This window comes from Kamptonema sp. PCC 6506 (genome assembly GCF_000180455.1).
Taxonomy (GTDB): Bacteria; Cyanobacteriota; Cyanobacteriia; order Cyanobacteriales; family Microcoleaceae; genus Kamptonema; species Kamptonema formosum.
This window is the reverse complement of the sequence record NZ_CACA01000318.1, coordinates 1-15885: the sequence shown is the minus strand read 5'-3', so window position 1 is coordinate 15885 and position 15885 is coordinate 1. Positions and strand designations below refer to the sequence as shown.

The window sequence follows — 15885 nt, the reverse complement described above, 5'->3', positions numbered from 1 at the left end:
AATTACTATCTAATCACCGTAATGAGTTCTAGCAAAGTTAGCTAAATACTCGATCCATTTTTAAAGCTTCACCTTTCTTATATTGTTCGCGTGACTCTTCAATATCAGATAGTAAGTTTTTGTCTTGGAGCAACTCTGAAGTTTCCATCCAAGCTTCTAACTCCTCTTGGCTAATTAAAATGAAACTTTTATTTTCCTGAACGATGACAACGCCCCCTGGTTCCACAGTGGCACGTTCGATTACTTCGTTAAAGTTATTTTTGGCGTAGTCTGCTGTAACGTGATACATTGTTTTACCTCTAGCGATGTCTCTATTTTATCTGATTTGCAGTCTTGAACGTATTTATGTCATTGCGAAGGCGAGTGCCTGCGCGTAGCGCTTGACTAGGCGCAAGCAATCCCCAACCCTTGCTAGACCGTTAAATTCCGTAAGTCCTACTTGAGATCGCGCCTTACTTCAAATCCAGTAAACCGCTGGTTTTCAACTTAGGATTAAAGCGAATTTCCTCTGTTACGCCACGCGATTTTAGAGAGGATAAAATTTCGGCCTCTACTCGCCGCGCGACATTTTTCAACAACTTATCTTTAGCAATTTCATCAATTGCTATACTTTCATAACTCGCTAGTTCTTCAACAGTCATAGCGGGTTTGACATCGATCGGATCGTTCCACTTAGCTTGCTCAGAATCATTGCCAGCAGGTATCAAACCATTCTCGGCAATCCAAGCATCTCGGATGTTTTCTAAAATGGTACGATTTGGGCGTTCAATAGTTTGGAATTTTAACCAGTGACAGCGTTGCGACTGGCGCACTAAATGCTGTTTGAGGCTGAGATACATATCGCGAGAATAGCCAACAAATTGTAGAACTTTCTCGCTGTCAAAAATCGCATATACTCCAATTTTTCCCTGTACGCTATTAGGAACTAAACCTTCAGCGTTAATGTAGGGTATAAATTCTAAGCTGGCGAGGGATGGTATTTCGCTTGTCATTGTTGATAAGGAAGAAGGAAGAAGGAAGAAGGAAGAAGTAATAGAAAAAGGAAAGGGGAATGTATGAAAAGGATCGGTTAGGTCTTTTTCAAAAAGGGGATGTTTCCTGTGGTTTGTGTCCTCAAGAGAAACATTTTTTCTCTTTTTATTAGACTTGATTGTTAAAAACTCGATAAATTGCACAAAGGCGACTGGGTTTAAAGATTTTAGCTTTGAACATGAAGTTAGGGGGGACGTTAATAATTTGATAATCCTGCGATTCCCGATACTTCTCAAATTCAGCAGGCATCCCTTTCGGTGTTGCTGTACTGTAAGGAACTGGCTGGAAAATTAATTCTGTAAACTCGGCGCGATCGCAGTGCAATTGCTCGGTTACTTGTTTGAGAAAGTTTTCAGCCGTTAACAAAGTAAACAGTTCTGCTTTCGCGTCTGGTTCCAGGGTAAAATTGCTATCAAAGCTTTCGATAATTTTCAGACCCATTTTATTTTTATCTCCTTAGTAACTACTGGGGGATTTAAGGGATGGGAGCGATCGCTATAGTTGAATTTTGACGCGATCGCCCTTCTCGATCCCCAAATTGCCTCTATCATGTCCATAATGCAATCTACCAGACTATCAAGCCATGCAGAAAATTGAGAACTCATCTTTTAAAGCTGTAAGCCACCCCCTCAGCCAGCGAAACTGGCTAGAAGTGGCGGAATACGCATCTGTTGCTGGTTCAGCCATTGGTACGTTGACGGCGGTACTATCGGGTCAATTTATCTATGCCGCTGCTCCCTTAACTCTAGCTCTGTCGCTGAATTTGGCCAATCGGCAACGCTTCGAGGAACAGGTACGGGAAAATGCTAACTCTGCGATCGCGGACATCCATACAGTTGTAGAATCCATCCACCGCCAAGTCCACGCCATCCCGGAAAATTCGCAGGATATCGATGCTATCCTCTCTGACTTGCAACAGAAACTCCGCGTTTTGGAGACGAATGTACTGGGACAGCAAGATTGGGAAACTGTGAATGTCCGATTTTTACTAATGGATGAAAAGTTAACTGACATTAAAAATAATACCGCAGATTTGCCTAAGCGTAGCGGTGATACTTCTGATTTTAATGAGGTTAAAGCTTCTGTAAATCAATTAGAATACTTGACAAATCAACCCGCCAAAGACTTAACAGCACTAGAAGCACAGATTAACCGCTTGCAGGAGCAAGTTTCCCAACTACAGTACCAGAATAGAGAAATCATCAAACCATATTTGCAGCGCCTTACTCGCGCTGTTAAGCAATTGCAGGAAAATTGATCGCCCAGTTTTGAGGTAAGTGAGGTATGCTTGGTAATTAGGAATTAGGAGTTGGTAGGCGCATACCTCAGTTATTTGAGAAGTTCGGAAAGTAGTTTTTAAATCAATTAATTTGCAATTAGGAGCATCCCTTATTGACAAATCTACCAGCAATAAAACCTTTTCCCAGCTTTTTCGATCGCAATCGTTTGAATCGAACACTTTAACTTAGCGATCGCTAAATATAATTTCGATTGTTCCTCGTCAAATAGCCAGGCCGTTCGATCGTCCCGACAATTAATTACCAGCGTGTCGGGAGTAGCAAAGGCATAAATTACTCCCGGTTCGTCTAAGCTACTTAACGACAGGATTTGCTGCGCCAAATTTTGAGCATAAGTTACCTGTTCCAACAATATTTCAGCAATTGGATTCATGTTAACCTCTTGGATTTTTGGTTATGAAAAGTTCACATTTAAACTTCTGTGGGAAAGTTCAAAAGTTAAAAAACAGATGTTCCAGAAAATTTGGTGTTATTTGAAGCTGAGTTATATCATCCCCGTTTGAGACAGGGAAAGAATACTTCTGCCTATTTCTGTATTCTATTATACGAATTCCGATTAAAATAGCTCGGCTTAAAAAAAATTAACAAACTGCGGCGCGATCGCGGCTACTAATGCAAATTAATAGCATTACCTTTTGCTCAATTCCCCTGGGAGCTTGTTTTTATTGATAGAGTAGCGTTGCTGGTTCTACTTGAAAGGTAAGGAACGATCGAGCGATCGCTTGCCTGGAATTTTCTGGCAAGCTTCCGCAGATGCCCTGAGTGTCCAGGCAACAGGAGATATTCTGCTAAGTTGTTACGCATTTAATAGGTCACAGATACAAATAATAAATTTAAATGCGTAATAGCTTATACCAAATCCGGCTTTACTACCCCTTTTATTGTCATTGCGAGCGAAGCGAAGCAATCGCAGAGACTAGGTGATTGCTTCGCTTTGCTCGCAACTACGGATTATTGCTAATAAAGGGGATGAATAACCCGGATTTGGTATTACTTCCTCAATATCCTAGTTTTTTCAAAACAGATTTGGGTGAAACAATATGCTTATTCATTCCCAATTTTCCTGGTTTCATTCCCAAAGCCAATCCGATAATTTCGGTGATATAAATAACTGGGATATTGTAAGTAACATTGTACATTTTCTCGATATCAGCTTGCCTAAGTTCGAGATTAGTTGCACACAAAGGACAAGCCAAAACAATGCAATCTGCATCCAGAGATTTTGCCTCATCTAATAGTTTCTTCGTCAACTCAAAGGCTACCTCTTGCTTAGATACCAAAATCGGGCCGCCACAGCATTTAGTCTTTGACCGAAAATCGACAACTTCCGCACCACAAGCTTGAGCCAATCTATCCATAGACATAGGAAAAACCGGAGAATCCCAACCAGTAATATCTGCGGGTCGAGTCAACAGACAACCATAATAACAAGCGACTTTCAACCCTGTTAAAGGTCTTTTAATTTGACGGTAAATATCAAGATCGTTAGCTAATTCAGAAAGCCGACCCCGCAGAAACTGTACTCCATACTTTTCTTGCGATGTTCTGTACAGTTCCTCATAACCGCGACCAAATACCCGAATATCCATATAAAGGCAGTAAATTTCACAATCGGGATTCTGTTCTTTAATCTCAATTCCTACCTTAATGGCATTCGTGCAGCAAACTCGCGAACAGTAATTATTATCAACCTTCTCATCACGAGAACCAACGCAATGAATCAGCGCTACTTTCTTGGGCACTTTCCCATTTCTGGTTTTAACGCTTTGTGCCTTCAGCATGGCATCTAGTTCTACCGAATTGATACAATTATCATAAACTCCGTAGCCATATTCTTCCTTCAAAGTTGCATCAAAATGCTTATATCCTGTCGAAACTAAAATTGCTGCTGCCTCAATTTGTTCTCCTCTTGATGTAGTCACTTGAAAATTAGGGGCAGAACCTTTAATCTCTGTCACCGTAGCATTATTTACAATTCTGGTATTCCCCAAACCAGCCTTGAGATTGGCGGTAATTTCCGCAGCATCGGTAAAATCAGGAAACACTTTATACCACTTGTTTAAATGTCCGCCAACTTCGGCTTGTTTCTCGATCAAAACTACATCATAGCCAAAGTCTTGCAGTTTTCCAGCCGCCGCCATTCCCGCAGGGCCACCACCAATTACGACTACTTGTTTGTTCATGTTTTTGACCTTTATAGTTAATTAAAGAAACCGGGTTTATTCGATTGGTTGAAAAGAAACCGGGTCGGGTTTCTGGTTAAGTTTTACCAGAAAACTTTGTTTCCTGGAAGAAACCAGGTTTCTCACCTCTTAAAATGGTCTTCGGCGTTGTTCGGCAGTCTTAGATTTGTCATAAGGAATGCCGATTTTATCTAGCAAAGGTTCGATTTCAACGACTTTCGCATTCAGTCCGCAATCCTTAAACGGGTCATAGCCTAACATTAACCCGGTCAATTGTGCGTAGTCCAAAACGCTGACGTTAAATTCTTCTTCCAAAACTTCTTTAATCGTTCCTTGTTCCGCATCCAAAAATACCGTACATCCGGGGCAATTGGTAAGGATCAAGTTACAATCGGGGTGAGCTTCTTTTAGACTTTTCATCTTCTTGTAGACGCTACTTGCGGTGTAGTCTCTATTTTCTGGAAAAGCACACTGGCGAAAACCCATGCCGCAGCAATGTCTTCTTTCTGGATAGTCAACAATTTCCGCACCAAAAGCTTCCAACATCCCTACTAATACTTCTGGAAACTCAGCACCACCCATGCACTCACTGGGAAATATTTTTCCGTAGTGACATCCGATGTGATCGACTGCTTTAATTCCCTTGAGACTATACTTGGCTTTAGCAGCTAATTTATGCCGATTGGCAAAAAACACATCGGAAGCATGAACAACAGATGGTCTACCCCCAGAAACATGAGGAATCCAAAACTCTCGTCCGGTGGTTTCTTTTAAGGTTTTTTCGGTGTATTCTTGTAACTCCGGTTCTTCTTCCCAGAGTTTGATCATTTCTGTGTAATTGGCAAAAGAAGTGACGCAGAATGAAAATAGATTATCGACACCTAATTCGTGATGGGCAATGGAAAAGTTTCGCGCCGCAACTACCATTTGTGTTTCCAAGTTTGATACATCTCCATGATAGCCAATTGCGCCACAGGAAGTATGTCCGGGTGCTTCCCGCAATTCCATGCCTAAATCGTTTTTTAAGATTTTATAGGCAATGCCTTCGGTATATGGTGCGGCACTTTGGAGAAAGCAACTGCGGAAACATCCCCACAATTTGCCGCCTTCATCATCTACTGTTGGAACTTGCTTTTGATGTTTTTCCCAAACCAGATTTTCTCTTGCTACTTTCACAATAATTTCTCCTTATTTATCGTCTATTTCGTAGTTTCTGCTATCAGCAGTTTCTACCCAGTTTTCCCAGTATTTTTCTACTTCTTCTTTGCTACCTAGTTTCTTTTCCATGCCTTTTTCTACGGCATCCATTAACTCAATCGCCCCGGTAGCCTTATAAATTGCCCGCAATTCTTCCATGTCCTTTTCGGGAATAACTCGGTGGGAACCTGCACTATTTTCGAGATCCATTGGCACATCCCACCATTCGCGCATTTCTTCTCGATGTTCGTAATAGTATTCCCAGTTTTCTCCGAGTTCTGGAAAGTGGGCAGGGGTGATATTTTCAGCTAACAAGGTATAGCCTCGTTTCAATACATTTTCCCCAAATACTCGCTTAGCAAATAATTGCTGTCTGCCTTTTTCCGACTCGGCAAAGTAACCGTGACGAACGGAAAGTCGGCGCAGGGCAAGAATAACTGAGGCGGTGCTATTGCCTCTTGTACAGCGCGTTTTGCAAGAAAAACATTGCCCGCAATACCAAATTTTGTCGGACTTAAGTAACTCTTCAATCCAATCATCAGATTCAGATTGGCAAATGTTCATCACTTCTCTAGGAGAGTAGTCATTAAACTCTGCTGCCGGACAAACTGCTGTGCATACGCCGCAGTTTAGGCAAGCATTCATGCCGTGTTGATACAAGATGTCTTGTTTAAGTTCGTTAAATAATTTGCCCATCAATTAACCCCCTCTTTTGAGTCGCTGAGGTTATGCCTCTTGTTCATTTATTCACTATATAACCATTTAATTATATTATCAAAGGGTTTTTAAATTAATTTTTAGGGGTAAACTAAGTAAAAATACTCAATACCTTAGAGCGCTAAAGGGTAACAACATATTGATTAAGATGCACCATGAGTACAGCAATATCGCCAACACAGACTGGCGTTAAAGATAATTTGGTATAAATCCTATTTATATTTAATGTGCATTTTGTAGGTCATAATTATAGGAAGTAGAGAAAAAAAAGAAATACTACCTTTACAAGAGTCCGCAAGCTGCAATGCTTGCGATCCCACAGAAAAAGGAAATCAACAAAATGGCAAAAGTGGTTGTAATTGGCGCAGGGTTAGGAGGACTTCCTACCGCTTATGAACTGCGACATCTGCTGCCGAAGGAACATCAGGTAATATTAATTTCCGATCGGCAAAAATTTACTTTTATTCCTGGGTTAGTCCAGATAGCACTGAATCTTAAATCCCTAGAACAAATTCAATTAGATATACCTGAGTTAACTCAGCGACATGGGATTGAATGGATATTAGGAAATCTCACCAATTTTGACCCGGAAACTCAACACATTACAGTTGAAGAAAATCGGATTATTGATTATGATTATGTGGCGATCGCGACAGGTGCTTCTTTTGCTTTTGATGCTGTCCCCGGACTGGGGCCGGATGAGGGTTACACTCATTCAGTTTGCTCGCCGGATCATGCTTTAGAAGCGCGAAAAGCTTGGCTAAAATTCTTAGAAAATCCCCGTCATTTGGTGGTAGGGGCAATGGCAGGAGTGAGCTGTTTTGGGCCAGCTTATGAATTTTTATTCATGGCAGAGTGGGAACTGCGGCGCAGAGGTTTGCGGGACAAAGTATCGATTACTTTTGTGACACCAGAACCTTACCTCGGACATTTAGGTTTAGATGGATTAAGTAACTCTCAAGAATTAACCGAAAACTTGATAAAAAAAAGAGGAATTGAAGCGCTAACTAACGCTCAAATTACCTCCGTTGATGCCGACGCGATCGCACTTGCTAGTGGGCAAAAGTTTCCCTTTGAATATGCCATGATTCTTCCAGCTTTCCGGGGAGTGAATTTTATTCACAAAGTACCGGGTTTGGGCAATGAAAAAGGGTTTATTCCCGTATTACCTACCTACGAACATCCTCAATTATCTTCAGTTTATGCCCTTGGTGTCAGCGTAGAATTACCGGAAAATCAAGCAATCTCTGGACTGGGATTACCCAAAACCGGACAAATGACAGAAGCAATGGGATTGGCAGTGACGCATAATATTGGTGTAAAATTAGGCGCGATTGCAGATAGTTTAAAAACAGCAACTTTGGAAGCGATTTGTTTTGCTGAATTTGGCGATACAGGCATTGTCTATGTTGCCGCCCCCGTCTTACCCGATCCAAAAACAGGTAAACGGCGTTACTCATACTCTTTGCAAGGACGCTGGGTTAACTGGGCAAAAGCAGCATTTGAAAAGTATTTCTTGATTAAAATGAAATTAGGTTGGGGGTTGCCTTGGTTTGAAATTTTGGCTTTGCGAATTTTATTCGGATTGTCGCTGTTAAAAAATTGCGATACAGTGGAATCTGAAGCAATGACTAGCACTCTGCTGTCACTCAGTGGCAGAAGAAAATAAAAATTCACTGTTTGTCAACAGGGTTAAAACTTACGCCACTCGATAAGAAAGCAAAGGCGTACAATTTGAGGATATTCGAGCCAGCTTTAAAGTATGCGATCGCACAAATTTAAGTTGGCGGTGATTCGGAGATTTGCTGTTGGAGTTGTTGCACTTGTTCAACCGATAAACCTGTCGCAGAAGCAATAATCTCGATCGTCACTCCGTTACTTAAAAGATTAACAGCAATCTCTCGTTACTTTCTTGCTTCTGCCCTAGCTTCTGCTTCTTCTTAAATAGAACGATAAATTACAGATTCTTGCATAATGTCCCTCCGCAGTAGACGATAAATGACTTCCTCCTCTAATCTTATTTCAGCTAAGATGGTATCGAATTCATGGCGAGTACGCTCTAGGGTAAAGCTGGTTTGGCGAAAGAGTGCGATCGCCTATCAATAAAAAAGTATCGCATCCACACACCTCATGGATCGCCCTGTTGGTCAAAAAAGATACTCGTGCGTCGGTAGATTATAGGACTAATTGCCAATTTTAGGTTTGCCGCGTTATTATCTAAACTAAGCAGAATTTTGTTAGTATACTCGTGCCAGAAATTGTTATTGATACCAATGTTAGTGTTGCAGGTTTGCGCTCCAGTCGAGGTAGTGCATTTAGATTACTGCAACTCATAGGTACTGGAATATTTGACATCCATTTATCTGTGCCACTTGTTTTAGAGTATGAAGAAGTATTGCTACGAGATACTAACAAATTTGTCAATTACACGATCGGATGTTGGAGATTGACTTGATTTCTACTGTTCGGTAGCAACGCACCATCAAATCTTTTTTCTATGGCGACCTTACTTACGCGACCCCAAGGATGACATGGTTTTGGAACTTGCTGTTAAAGCTCGCTGTGATAGTATAGTTACATACAATAATCGTGATTTTGTGGAAATCGATCGATTTGGATTGAAAACAGTTAAGCCAATAGAGTTTTTACAATCGATAGGAGTTTTGTTATGAGTACATTAAATGTTAATATTCCCGATTCAATTTACAAAAGTATGCAAGAACTAGCGCAACAAGATAATATTTCGGTCGATCAATTTATTGCAGCGGCAATCGCTGAAAAAATATCTGTCTTGATGAATGAATCCTATCTTCAGGAACGAGCAAATAGAGGAAGTCGAGAAAAATATGAATCGGTATTAGCTAAAGTATCCGATATTGAGCCAGAAGACTATGACAAGCTGACACAAGCTTAACATCTAAAGGCAAAGTTCGATCGCCTATCAATAAAAAAGCAAGTGCGATCGCATCTACACTCTTCATCGTTCGCCTATCAATAACAGGACTTACGCAACTGTCACAGCTTTCCCTTTTCTGACGATCTTGACTAACGTGACGAATTAGTACATCATGGAATTAATTGCTAATTTCATGTTTTATGATTGACTTGAAAGATATTCACTCCTTGACTGATTTTCAGCGCAACGCTAAACAGTACATTCAGCGTACTCAAGAGACTCAGCAACCCCTCGTGCTGACAGTAAATGGTAAAGCTGAGGTAGTTGTCCAAGATGCGCTAGCCTACCAAAAATTGCTCGATCGGCTTGAATATGCTGAGTCGATCGCGGCTATCCGTAAGGGAATAGAAGAATTTGAGCAGGGAAAAGGCAAACCAGCACGAGAGACTTTAGAGGAATTGAGAACAAAACATGGCATTTCGCGTTGAAATATCACCCTCTGCATTAACTGACGCTGAGGAGGCTTTTTTATATATGCAAAAAGATTCCTCCTTGAATGCAGAAGAATGGTACAACGGCTTAGTTAATGCCATTCTCAGTCTAGAAAATTTACCAAATCGATGTCCGCTAGCATCTGAAAGTGAAGAGATTGGACGAGAGATTCGTCAGTTAATTTACAAGAGATACCGTATTTTATTTAGTGTTAGTGAGGAGATTGTACAAGTTCTGCGAATTCGTCATACTGCGCGGGATTGGCTTTCATCAGATGAACTATGAGAGGCAAAACAATAGTTTTTTATCGATCGCTCTGTCGGTGAAAAAAGGCAAGGTGCGATCGCATCCCTACCCCCAATCGATCGCTTATCAATAAAAAAACAAGCGCGATCGCATCTTCCACCCTCTTCTACCGTTATCTGGTGAGGAGATGAATGCGATTGCCCTGCAAATTAAGGTGAGGATTGCGCTAATCAAAAACCTCATAGGTGTAGTCAGGGCTATCATTAGTTTTGATCACTCGGAAGCCCTTCATTTCTCTCCCCTTTCCTTTACAACGCGCTGGGTTATCAGCATTACGAATTGTCCAAGATGGTTGAACTTGAACCCAGACAACGCATCTGCGTACATCACCTGACTCAACTATTCCGGTAAAAGTCTCTGCGTAAACTCCAATCTCTGCGTTAGATACTCTTCCAGCGATAGCTGTACCACAACTACCAGGATTAAGCTGTAGCCATCCTTTTGACCAAAAATTGCCATCTGAATAATAACTAATGGCTACAAAAGCTTTCGATCCAGCTCGATTGCACACAGTCATGCTTGCATTTGCGGGAGTAGCAAATACAACAGAGGAAATGAAGCCAACCATTCCTAAGCCTACAGCCATTGCCAGATTTCTAAGCTGCATAACATTATCCTTATTTCTAATTGTAAAATAATCTTTCTCAATCAAAACCCATACCCGATCGCTTTGTCAGCCGGATCGCGTCGGAACTTTTCCCCAAAAAATTGCCAAAAAGTCGGAAAAATGTCGGACAGATCGGATAAGATCGGAAAATCCCACCCATTTGACGATCTATGGACATTGCAGAAGTCTTGAAACTTGCAGATGAACTGCTGTTCGCGCATACAGGCGATCGCCTAGACTCTCTGCAAGAAACCATTCTTAAAGGTACATTACAAGGTCAGAAATACGGCAAAATTGCCTCAGAAAATCATTTAAGTGAAGGTCATATTCGAGATACAGCATCGGAATTATGGCAAAATTTATCGGATGTTTTAGGCGAAGATATTAATAAATTAAATGCTCGGTCTATTTTAGAAAAAAATATTATCAATAATAGCTCAATAGGATATTTGGTAAATGGCAATAAAGTAAGTATTTGTTCAGAATGAAGGCGATCGCGCACATCTTCTACCCTATCCAAGCCAACAGAAAACAAACCCTACCTAGACATAGATACCGCCCCTGAAATCACCACTTTTTACGGACGAAATAACGAATTAAACACTTTAAAAACCTGGCTAATTCAAGATCGTCCCCACATCATTACCTTAGTTGGTATGGTAGGCATTGGCAAAACGACACTTGCTATCAAACTAATTGAAAAAGTCCAAACGCAATTTGAATATATTGTTTATCGCAGTCTCCGGTATTCTCCAACTATAGATAATTTTTTAACAGACTTATTGCAAAGCTTTGTCTGTCCTCCCATTATTCCCAATACCCTCGATCGCAAAATTGATCTATTACTTAAGTTTCTTCGCAAACATCGATGTTTAATTATTATAGATGACGTGCAGATGTTATTTGAAATAGGAGAAGTTGCGGGTCAATATAAAGCAGAATTTGAGGGATATTATCTGTTATTTAAACAAATTTCCGAATTGTCTCATGCAAGTAGTTTGTTGTTAATTACCAGAGAACAACCAGAAGATGCGATCGCATCTCGTCATAAATTTACCCGTTGTTTAAAACTTACTGGTTTGGGAGAATCTGCTAAACAAATATTAAGAGATAAAGAACTGTCAGACGAGCAACTGTGGGATACTTTGATTGAGAAGTATCAAAGTCATCCTTTATGGTTAGAAATGACAGCAACAATGATTCAAGAATTATTTGCCGGAAGCATGACCGAATTTTTATCTTATCCGTCGTCAATATTGAGTAATGAAATTGTATCTCAACTTAATCGAGTATGGGTAAGGTTAACAGAATCGGAAAAACAGATCGTAAATTATTTAGCTAAACAAGAAAAAGCTGTAACTTTGAGCCAGGTTTTACAGGAAATATCCGATTATACTCCAGAGATGATATTGAATACAATCCAATCGCTGAAAAGACGTTGTTTTTTAGGTGATAATCTGAATGACGAATGCCTACGAGAGGCTACGCGAACACCCTCTTTATTAAAACTCGATGGGACTTTAGAAACCTATGTGCGTAAGCACAATTGAGGAAAAATATCATTAACTAGCAGCTTATTGATGTCAACTTAAGATCAAAGCTCTAATCCGGCAGAGGTTAAAACCCCTGCCTCATAGCTTAAGTCCTCTGAAGAGGACTAATGAATTTAATAGTCCTCTTCAGAGGACTTAAGCTATAAGAGGGGGACTTTACCCTGGCGGCTTTCAGCTTAAGTTGACAGGAATGCCAGCAGTCCCTGCCCTACTTGTTAAGGGAATAACTCGCTAACCGAAACCTCAATCTCAGGAAAAGCAACCATTGAAAAAATTGCCTCCTCATTCAATATAATTTCTTGTTGATAAGTTTCATTTCCCGGTTCCCGAAACACATAAACTTGCTGCTCGTTTACGTCCAGAATCCAGTATTCAGGTATGTTAGCATTAGCATAAGCGCGTACTTTTTGACGACGATCTTTTGCTAAACTCGTATTTGCTACTTCAACTACTAAGAAAATTTCATCCGGTGTCGGATGATGGTCAAAGTAGCGACCGGGATCTATACGAACAACGGCGATATCTGGTTCGGGTTCAGAATTAGGACGCAGAGTAATAGGTAGCTGCATCCGAATATAAGCTAAACCAGTCAATATATTACTCAGATAGTTTGAAGCAGTTTGCGTAGTCGCGGCAGTGAGGGGAATTTGAAGGCTCATTTCTATTATTTGACCTTCCAATAATTCAACACGATCATCCTCATCGAGAATTCCTGTCTCAATCATCTGATGATACTCATCTACAGTCCATAAACGCAATTTAGTTACTGTCATCTTTCCACTCCTTCTCAGGGTTAAAACTTAACCATTTGGACGCTGAATAATAGTCTCAACCACCCGCCGCTTAGCTTTCGAGTCAATCCCAATTAACCTCACATATTCACCGCCATGTTCAGCCAAGCAATTTTGTAGAGATGCAATTACTTCTTTTTCCCCGTTGCTTTGAATAGTCGCACAACTTTGCCAGGAACCAGTTTTAAATCGGCGACTATCGGCATATTCTATGCCAATTTTACAGCCTTGATCTAAAAGTTGCTGCACTTGTTCTTGCACCTCAGAACTAAGCTGAGAAATTTTACCATTCCCGCCGTTACTACCTTTTTCCACGTAGGCTTTATAATATTGTCCCTGTTCATTTTTTTGTTGACTGGGCGGCTGCGAATTAGAGGAAACTTCCCCAGAATTTTGACTGCCAAATAACCGATTTTGGTTATATTCCTCTACCAGTCGCATTTCCTTAATTCGGTACTGTTGACCAACCATCGCCCTACCAATTTCTATTAGGCGAGATAGACTAAAATTAGGCTTAGGAAAATGGGGCGCTGCTTCTAAACTATTCACCAACCGCTTAGAAACCTTTTCAATTCCTATTCCATGAATAAACTCGCGAATTTGTTCGTCATAAATGCGCGATCGCAAAGCACTAAAGAAGTCAATCGCCTGGTCAGGAAACGCATCCACAAATTCCGCAATCTCGCTTTGCGGCATCCCATCCGCCTCAAAAATACCGCTAACAATTCCAATCTTATCATCGCGATTTGGTTCCCAGTAAAACTTCTCCATCCGCCCATCTCGAATTAACGGCGCGTACAGAGTAGCAAAGTCATTTCCAGTAACAATAATCGGGACTCTATGTAGCGGCGTATCGTCATAACTTCCCGGCAATTGCACGTTAGTCGGATTGTCAGCAATATTCATCAGAGTGGCATTCACCAACTGAGTATTAACAGTATACTGAGTTGTACTATCAAATCTGCCAGCACCAGCATCTAGATCGTTAATAAATATCGCGCACATTTCACCGCGAACCCGAATTTGTTCGGCAGCTTCTCGGTAGCGAAGACGAATCAACCGCGCCGGATCTCCGGCATCGGGACTTTCTAATTCTCCCCCCGATATAGTCACAGGTTCAAAACCTAGACGCTCAAAAGCTAACTCACACTGAAAAGTTTTGCCTTCCCCTTTGCGGCCGTGAATTCCTAAAATTAGAGGAACTCTAACTCCAGGTAGATCCAAAAAATTTTTAGTGATGTGAACGGCTACCTTGTCAAGAAAAGACGGAGAAATGTAATAACTCATCGGTTTATAATTTAGCGATCGCGCAGATTCTTCTTACTGTTAGCATTCTATGACAAAAGGAATGGCACTATCAATCATTGCTAGAAATTTTGATACAATACGCAAATCGTATTTTTGCCCACTCCAAAGAGATTTCTATATAATTTAGGAGCCATTAGTGAGCCCAGAAACCTTAGTAAAAGAGCCTTTTCTACAATCCGACGAGTCCACTCCCTTCAGCCGCGATAGCTTCGACAGCTACGTAATGACAACTTACGGGCGCTTTCCCATAGCTCTAGAACGCGGTCAAGGTTGCCGTGTATGGGATACTGAAGGACGCGAATATCTGGATTTTGTCGCGGGGATTGCCACTTGTACTCTGGGGCACGCCCACCCCGCTTTAATTGCAGCCGTAACCCGCCAAATTCAAACGCTACACCACGTTTCTAACCTTTACTACATCCCCGTACAGGGCGAGTTGGCAAAGTGGCTTACAGAGCATTCCTGCGCTGACAGAGCCTTCTTTTGCAACTCCGGTGCAGAGGCAAATGAAGGAGCAATTAAGCTGGCTCGGAAGTATGCCCACGAAAAGTTAAATATCGCTAATCCAACGATCGTAACGGCTCGTGACAGCTTTCACGGACGGACGCTGGCAACTGTCACGGCTACGGGACAGCCCAAATATCATAAGGGTTTTAGCCCGCTGATGCCGGGATTTTACTATGTGCCTTATAACGATATTGAAGCATTGGAAAGCGCGATCGCAGAACTCGATGCCAATGAGCGCCAAGTAACGGCAATCATGCTAGAAGCCATGCAAGGAGAAGGCGGAGTTCGTCCCGGAGATATCGCCTATTTCCAACGGATACGCCAAATCTGCGACGAAAAAGGCATTTTGCTCATTCTCGACGAAGTGCAAGTCGGCATGGCCCGCACAGGCAAAATGTGGGGTTATGAGAATTTAGGCATTGAACCGGATATCTTTACTTCCGCCAAGGGATTAGGCGGTGGTATCCCCATCGGGGCGATGCTGTGTAAATCTTTCTGTGACGTATTTGAACCAGGAAGTCACGCCAGCACTTTTGGCGGCAATCCATTTGTGTGCGCTGTGGCCTTGTCAGTCTGCCAAACTCTAGAAGCAGAAGGCATTTTGGCGAATGTAAACGAACGAGGGGAACAGTTGAGAAAGGGGTTAAGCGCGATCGCAGCCAAATATCCCCACCTCATTGCCCAAGTGCGCGGCTGGGGTTTAATTAACGGCATGGAACTCAAAGCCGATATCGAACTCACATCGATCGAACTCGTAAAAGCCGCCATAGAACAAGGCTTGCTCTTAGTACCCGCAGGCCCCAAAGTGATCCGGTTCGTCCCGCCTTTGATCGTAACGGCGGGTGAAGTAGACCAAGCTTTGGAAGCTGTCGAAAAAGCGATCGTCTCCTACGAAGCCAGGTAATTTAATGACCAAAGAGGAGCAGAGGGGCAGAGGGGCAGAGGAGCAGGGGGGCAGGGGGGTGGGGGAGAAATCTGTATCTTTCCTGTTCGATCTA

21 protein-coding genes are annotated in these 15885 nt (G+C 41.7%); 10 read left to right on the top strand and 11 right to left on the bottom strand.

The genetic code is table 11. The features are described 5' to 3' along the window. Positions 1-37 precede the first annotated feature (37 nt). From OSCI_RS20740 to OSCI_RS20730, 3 genes are all read right to left on the bottom strand, one after another. Positions 38-289: a type II toxin-antitoxin system Phd/YefM family antitoxin gene (locus OSCI_RS20740; protein ID WP_007357092.1), complete on the bottom strand. Its 252-nt coding sequence runs from the start codon at positions 287-289 to the stop codon at positions 38-40. Between the two features lie 163 nt (positions 290-452). After that, positions 453-992, bottom strand: coding sequence for a GIY-YIG nuclease family protein (locus tag OSCI_RS20735; protein WP_007357091.1), 540 nt, complete (start codon positions 990-992; stop codon positions 453-455). A gap of 148 nt (positions 993-1140) precedes the next feature. Further along, positions 1141-1473, bottom strand: a complete 333-nt coding sequence (locus tag OSCI_RS20730; protein ID WP_007357090.1) for a hypothetical protein — start codon at positions 1471-1473, stop codon at positions 1141-1143. Positions 1474-1615: 142 nt separating this feature from the next. Between OSCI_RS20730 and OSCI_RS20725 the strand changes: the two genes are divergently transcribed. Next, the gene (locus OSCI_RS20725) at positions 1616-2290 is read left to right on the top strand and encodes a hypothetical protein (RefSeq protein ID WP_007357089.1); all 675 of its coding nucleotides are present in this window, start codon (positions 1616-1618) and stop codon (positions 2288-2290) included. Between the two features lie 143 nt (positions 2291-2433). On the opposite strand, the gene OSCI_RS20720 is transcribed toward OSCI_RS20725, so the two are convergent. The 4 genes from OSCI_RS20720 to OSCI_RS20705 all read right to left on the bottom strand — a co-directional run bounded on the left by OSCI_RS20720 (position 2434) and on the right by OSCI_RS20705 (position 6406). Continuing rightward, positions 2434-2703 carry a hypothetical protein gene (locus OSCI_RS20720; protein WP_007357088.1) on the bottom strand — a complete coding sequence of 90 codons (270 nt, stop codon included), beginning with the start codon at positions 2701-2703 and terminating at the stop codon, positions 2434-2436. Between the two features lie 625 nt (positions 2704-3328). Then, positions 3329-4513 (bottom strand): heterodisulfide reductase-related iron-sulfur binding cluster, encoded by a 1185-nt coding sequence (locus OSCI_RS20715; protein WP_007357086.1) that lies wholly within the window; start codon positions 4511-4513, stop codon positions 3329-3331. A 129-nt stretch (positions 4514-4642) separates the two neighbouring features. Further along, positions 4643-5689, bottom strand: a complete 1047-nt coding sequence (locus tag OSCI_RS20710; RefSeq protein ID WP_007357085.1) for a heterodisulfide reductase-related iron-sulfur binding cluster — start codon at positions 5687-5689, stop codon at positions 4643-4645. Positions 5690-5701: 12 nt separating this feature from the next. Next, complete coding sequence (locus OSCI_RS20705; protein ID WP_007357084.1) at positions 5702-6406, bottom strand: 4Fe-4S dicluster domain-containing protein; 705 nt, start codon at positions 6404-6406, stop codon at positions 5702-5704. A gap of 361 nt (positions 6407-6767) precedes the next feature. Here OSCI_RS20705 and OSCI_RS20700 point away from each other — a divergent pair, with 361 nt between their 5' ends. The 6 genes from OSCI_RS20700 (at position 6768) to OSCI_RS20680 (ending at position 10100) form a co-directional block, all read left to right on the top strand. Further along, positions 6768-8096, top strand: a complete 1329-nt coding sequence (locus OSCI_RS20700; protein ID WP_007357083.1) for an NAD(P)/FAD-dependent oxidoreductase — start codon at positions 6768-6770, stop codon at positions 8094-8096. Between the two features lie 579 nt (positions 8097-8675). Further along, the gene (locus OSCI_RS32080; protein ID WP_007357082.1) at positions 8676-8882 is read left to right on the top strand and encodes a PIN domain-containing protein; all 207 of its coding nucleotides are present in this window, start codon (positions 8676-8678) and stop codon (positions 8880-8882) included. Between the two features lie 31 nt (positions 8883-8913). Then, positions 8914-9099 (top strand): PIN domain-containing protein, encoded by a 186-nt coding sequence (locus OSCI_RS32495; RefSeq protein ID WP_407635883.1) that lies wholly within the window; start codon positions 8914-8916, stop codon positions 9097-9099. After that, entirely contained in the window at positions 9096-9341 is a 246-nt protein-coding gene (locus tag OSCI_RS20690; RefSeq protein WP_007357080.1) for a hypothetical protein, read from the top strand. The genes OSCI_RS32495 and OSCI_RS20690 overlap by 4 nt, the downstream gene beginning before the upstream one ends. A 182-nt stretch (positions 9342-9523) precedes the next feature. After that, the gene (locus tag OSCI_RS20685; protein WP_007357079.1) at positions 9524-9811 is read left to right on the top strand and encodes a type II toxin-antitoxin system Phd/YefM family antitoxin; all 288 of its coding nucleotides are present in this window, start codon (positions 9524-9526) and stop codon (positions 9809-9811) included. Beyond that, positions 9795-10100, top strand: coding sequence for a type II toxin-antitoxin system RelE/ParE family toxin (locus OSCI_RS20680; RefSeq protein ID WP_007357078.1), 306 nt, complete (start codon positions 9795-9797; stop codon positions 10098-10100). Before OSCI_RS20685 ends, OSCI_RS20680 begins: the two co-directional genes overlap by 17 nt. Positions 10101-10287: 187 nt before the next feature. Here OSCI_RS20680 and OSCI_RS20675 read toward each other — a convergent pair whose 3' ends face one another. Further along, positions 10288-10728, bottom strand: a complete 441-nt coding sequence (locus OSCI_RS20675; protein ID WP_007357077.1) for a DUF1036 domain-containing protein — start codon at positions 10726-10728, stop codon at positions 10288-10290. A 37-nt stretch (positions 10729-10765) separates the two neighbouring features. Continuing rightward, entirely contained in the window at positions 10766-10906 is a 141-nt protein-coding gene (locus OSCI_RS30245; protein ID WP_155523400.1) for a hypothetical protein, read from the bottom strand. On the opposite strand from OSCI_RS30245, the gene OSCI_RS20670 reads away from it, so the two are divergent. After that, complete coding sequence (locus OSCI_RS20670; RefSeq protein WP_007357076.1) at positions 10899-11216, top strand: hypothetical protein; 318 nt, start codon at positions 10899-10901, stop codon at positions 11214-11216. The genes OSCI_RS30245 and OSCI_RS20670 overlap by 8 nt on opposite strands. Before the next feature lie 60 nt (positions 11217-11276). Next, positions 11277-12278 carry an NB-ARC domain-containing protein gene (locus OSCI_RS20665; RefSeq protein WP_324603619.1) on the top strand — a complete coding sequence of 334 codons (1002 nt, stop codon included), beginning with the start codon at positions 11277-11279 and terminating at the stop codon, positions 12276-12278. Positions 12279-12496: 218 nt separating this feature from the next. Here the strand turns inward: OSCI_RS20665 and OSCI_RS20660 are convergent, their stop codons facing one another. Both OSCI_RS20660 and OSCI_RS20655 read right to left on the bottom strand, forming a co-directional pair. Further along, the gene (locus OSCI_RS20660) at positions 12497-13054 is read right to left on the bottom strand and encodes a Uma2 family endonuclease (protein WP_007357074.1); all 558 of its coding nucleotides are present in this window, start codon (positions 13052-13054) and stop codon (positions 12497-12499) included. Positions 13055-13081: 27 nt separating this feature from the next. Continuing rightward, a complete protein-coding gene (locus OSCI_RS20655) occupies positions 13082-14359 on the bottom strand; it encodes a ribulose bisphosphate carboxylase small subunit (protein ID WP_007357073.1) in 1278 nt (425 codons plus the stop codon). 157 nt (positions 14360-14516) lie between these two features. Between OSCI_RS20655 and OSCI_RS20650 the strand changes: the two genes are divergently transcribed. After that, entirely contained in the window at positions 14517-15791 is a 1275-nt protein-coding gene (locus OSCI_RS20650) for an aspartate aminotransferase family protein (RefSeq protein WP_007357072.1), read from the top strand. The last annotated feature ends 94 nt before the right edge of the window (positions 15792-15885 follow it).

Bases quoted from the DNA above. Each gene is read 5' to 3' on its own strand.
- OSCI_RS20740 (WP_007357092.1), bottom strand. From the start codon at position 289: ATGTATCACGTTACAGCAGACTACGCCAAAAATAACTTTAACGAAGTA.
- OSCI_RS20735 (WP_007357091.1), bottom strand. From the start codon at position 992: ATGACAAGCGAAATACCATCCCTCGCCAGCTTAGAATTTATACCCTAC.
- OSCI_RS20730 (WP_007357090.1), bottom strand. From the start codon at position 1,473: ATGGGTCTGAAAATTATCGAAAGCTTTGATAGCAATTTTACCCTGGAA.
- OSCI_RS20725 (WP_007357089.1), top strand. From the start codon at position 1,616: ATGCAGAAAATTGAGAACTCATCTTTTAAAGCTGTAAGCCACCCCCTC.
- OSCI_RS20720 (WP_007357088.1), bottom strand. From the start codon at position 2,703: ATGAATCCAATTGCTGAAATATTGTTGGAACAGGTAACTTATGCTCAA.
- OSCI_RS20715 (WP_007357086.1), bottom strand. From the start codon at position 4,513: ATGAACAAACAAGTAGTCGTAATTGGTGGTGGCCCTGCGGGAATGGCG.
- OSCI_RS20705 (WP_007357084.1), bottom strand. From the start codon at position 6,406: ATGGGCAAATTATTTAACGAACTTAAACAAGACATCTTGTATCAACAC.
- OSCI_RS20700 (WP_007357083.1), top strand. From the start codon at position 6,768: ATGGCAAAAGTGGTTGTAATTGGCGCAGGGTTAGGAGGACTTCCTACC.
- OSCI_RS20690 (WP_007357080.1), top strand. From the start codon at position 9,096: ATGAGTACATTAAATGTTAATATTCCCGATTCAATTTACAAAAGTATG.
- OSCI_RS20685 (WP_007357079.1), top strand. From the start codon at position 9,524: ATGATTGACTTGAAAGATATTCACTCCTTGACTGATTTTCAGCGCAAC.
- OSCI_RS20680 (WP_007357078.1), top strand. From the start codon at position 9,795: ATGGCATTTCGCGTTGAAATATCACCCTCTGCATTAACTGACGCTGAG.
- OSCI_RS20675 (WP_007357077.1), bottom strand. From the start codon at position 10,728: ATGCAGCTTAGAAATCTGGCAATGGCTGTAGGCTTAGGAATGGTTGGC.
- OSCI_RS20670 (WP_007357076.1), top strand. From the start codon at position 10,899: ATGGACATTGCAGAAGTCTTGAAACTTGCAGATGAACTGCTGTTCGCG.
- OSCI_RS30245 (WP_155523400.1), bottom strand. From the start codon at position 10,906: ATGTCCATAGATCGTCAAATGGGTGGGATTTTCCGATCTTATCCGATC.
- OSCI_RS20660 (WP_007357074.1), bottom strand. From the start codon at position 13,054: ATGACAGTAACTAAATTGCGTTTATGGACTGTAGATGAGTATCATCAG.
- OSCI_RS20655 (WP_007357073.1), bottom strand. From the start codon at position 14,359: ATGAGTTATTACATTTCTCCGTCTTTTCTTGACAAGGTAGCCGTTCAC.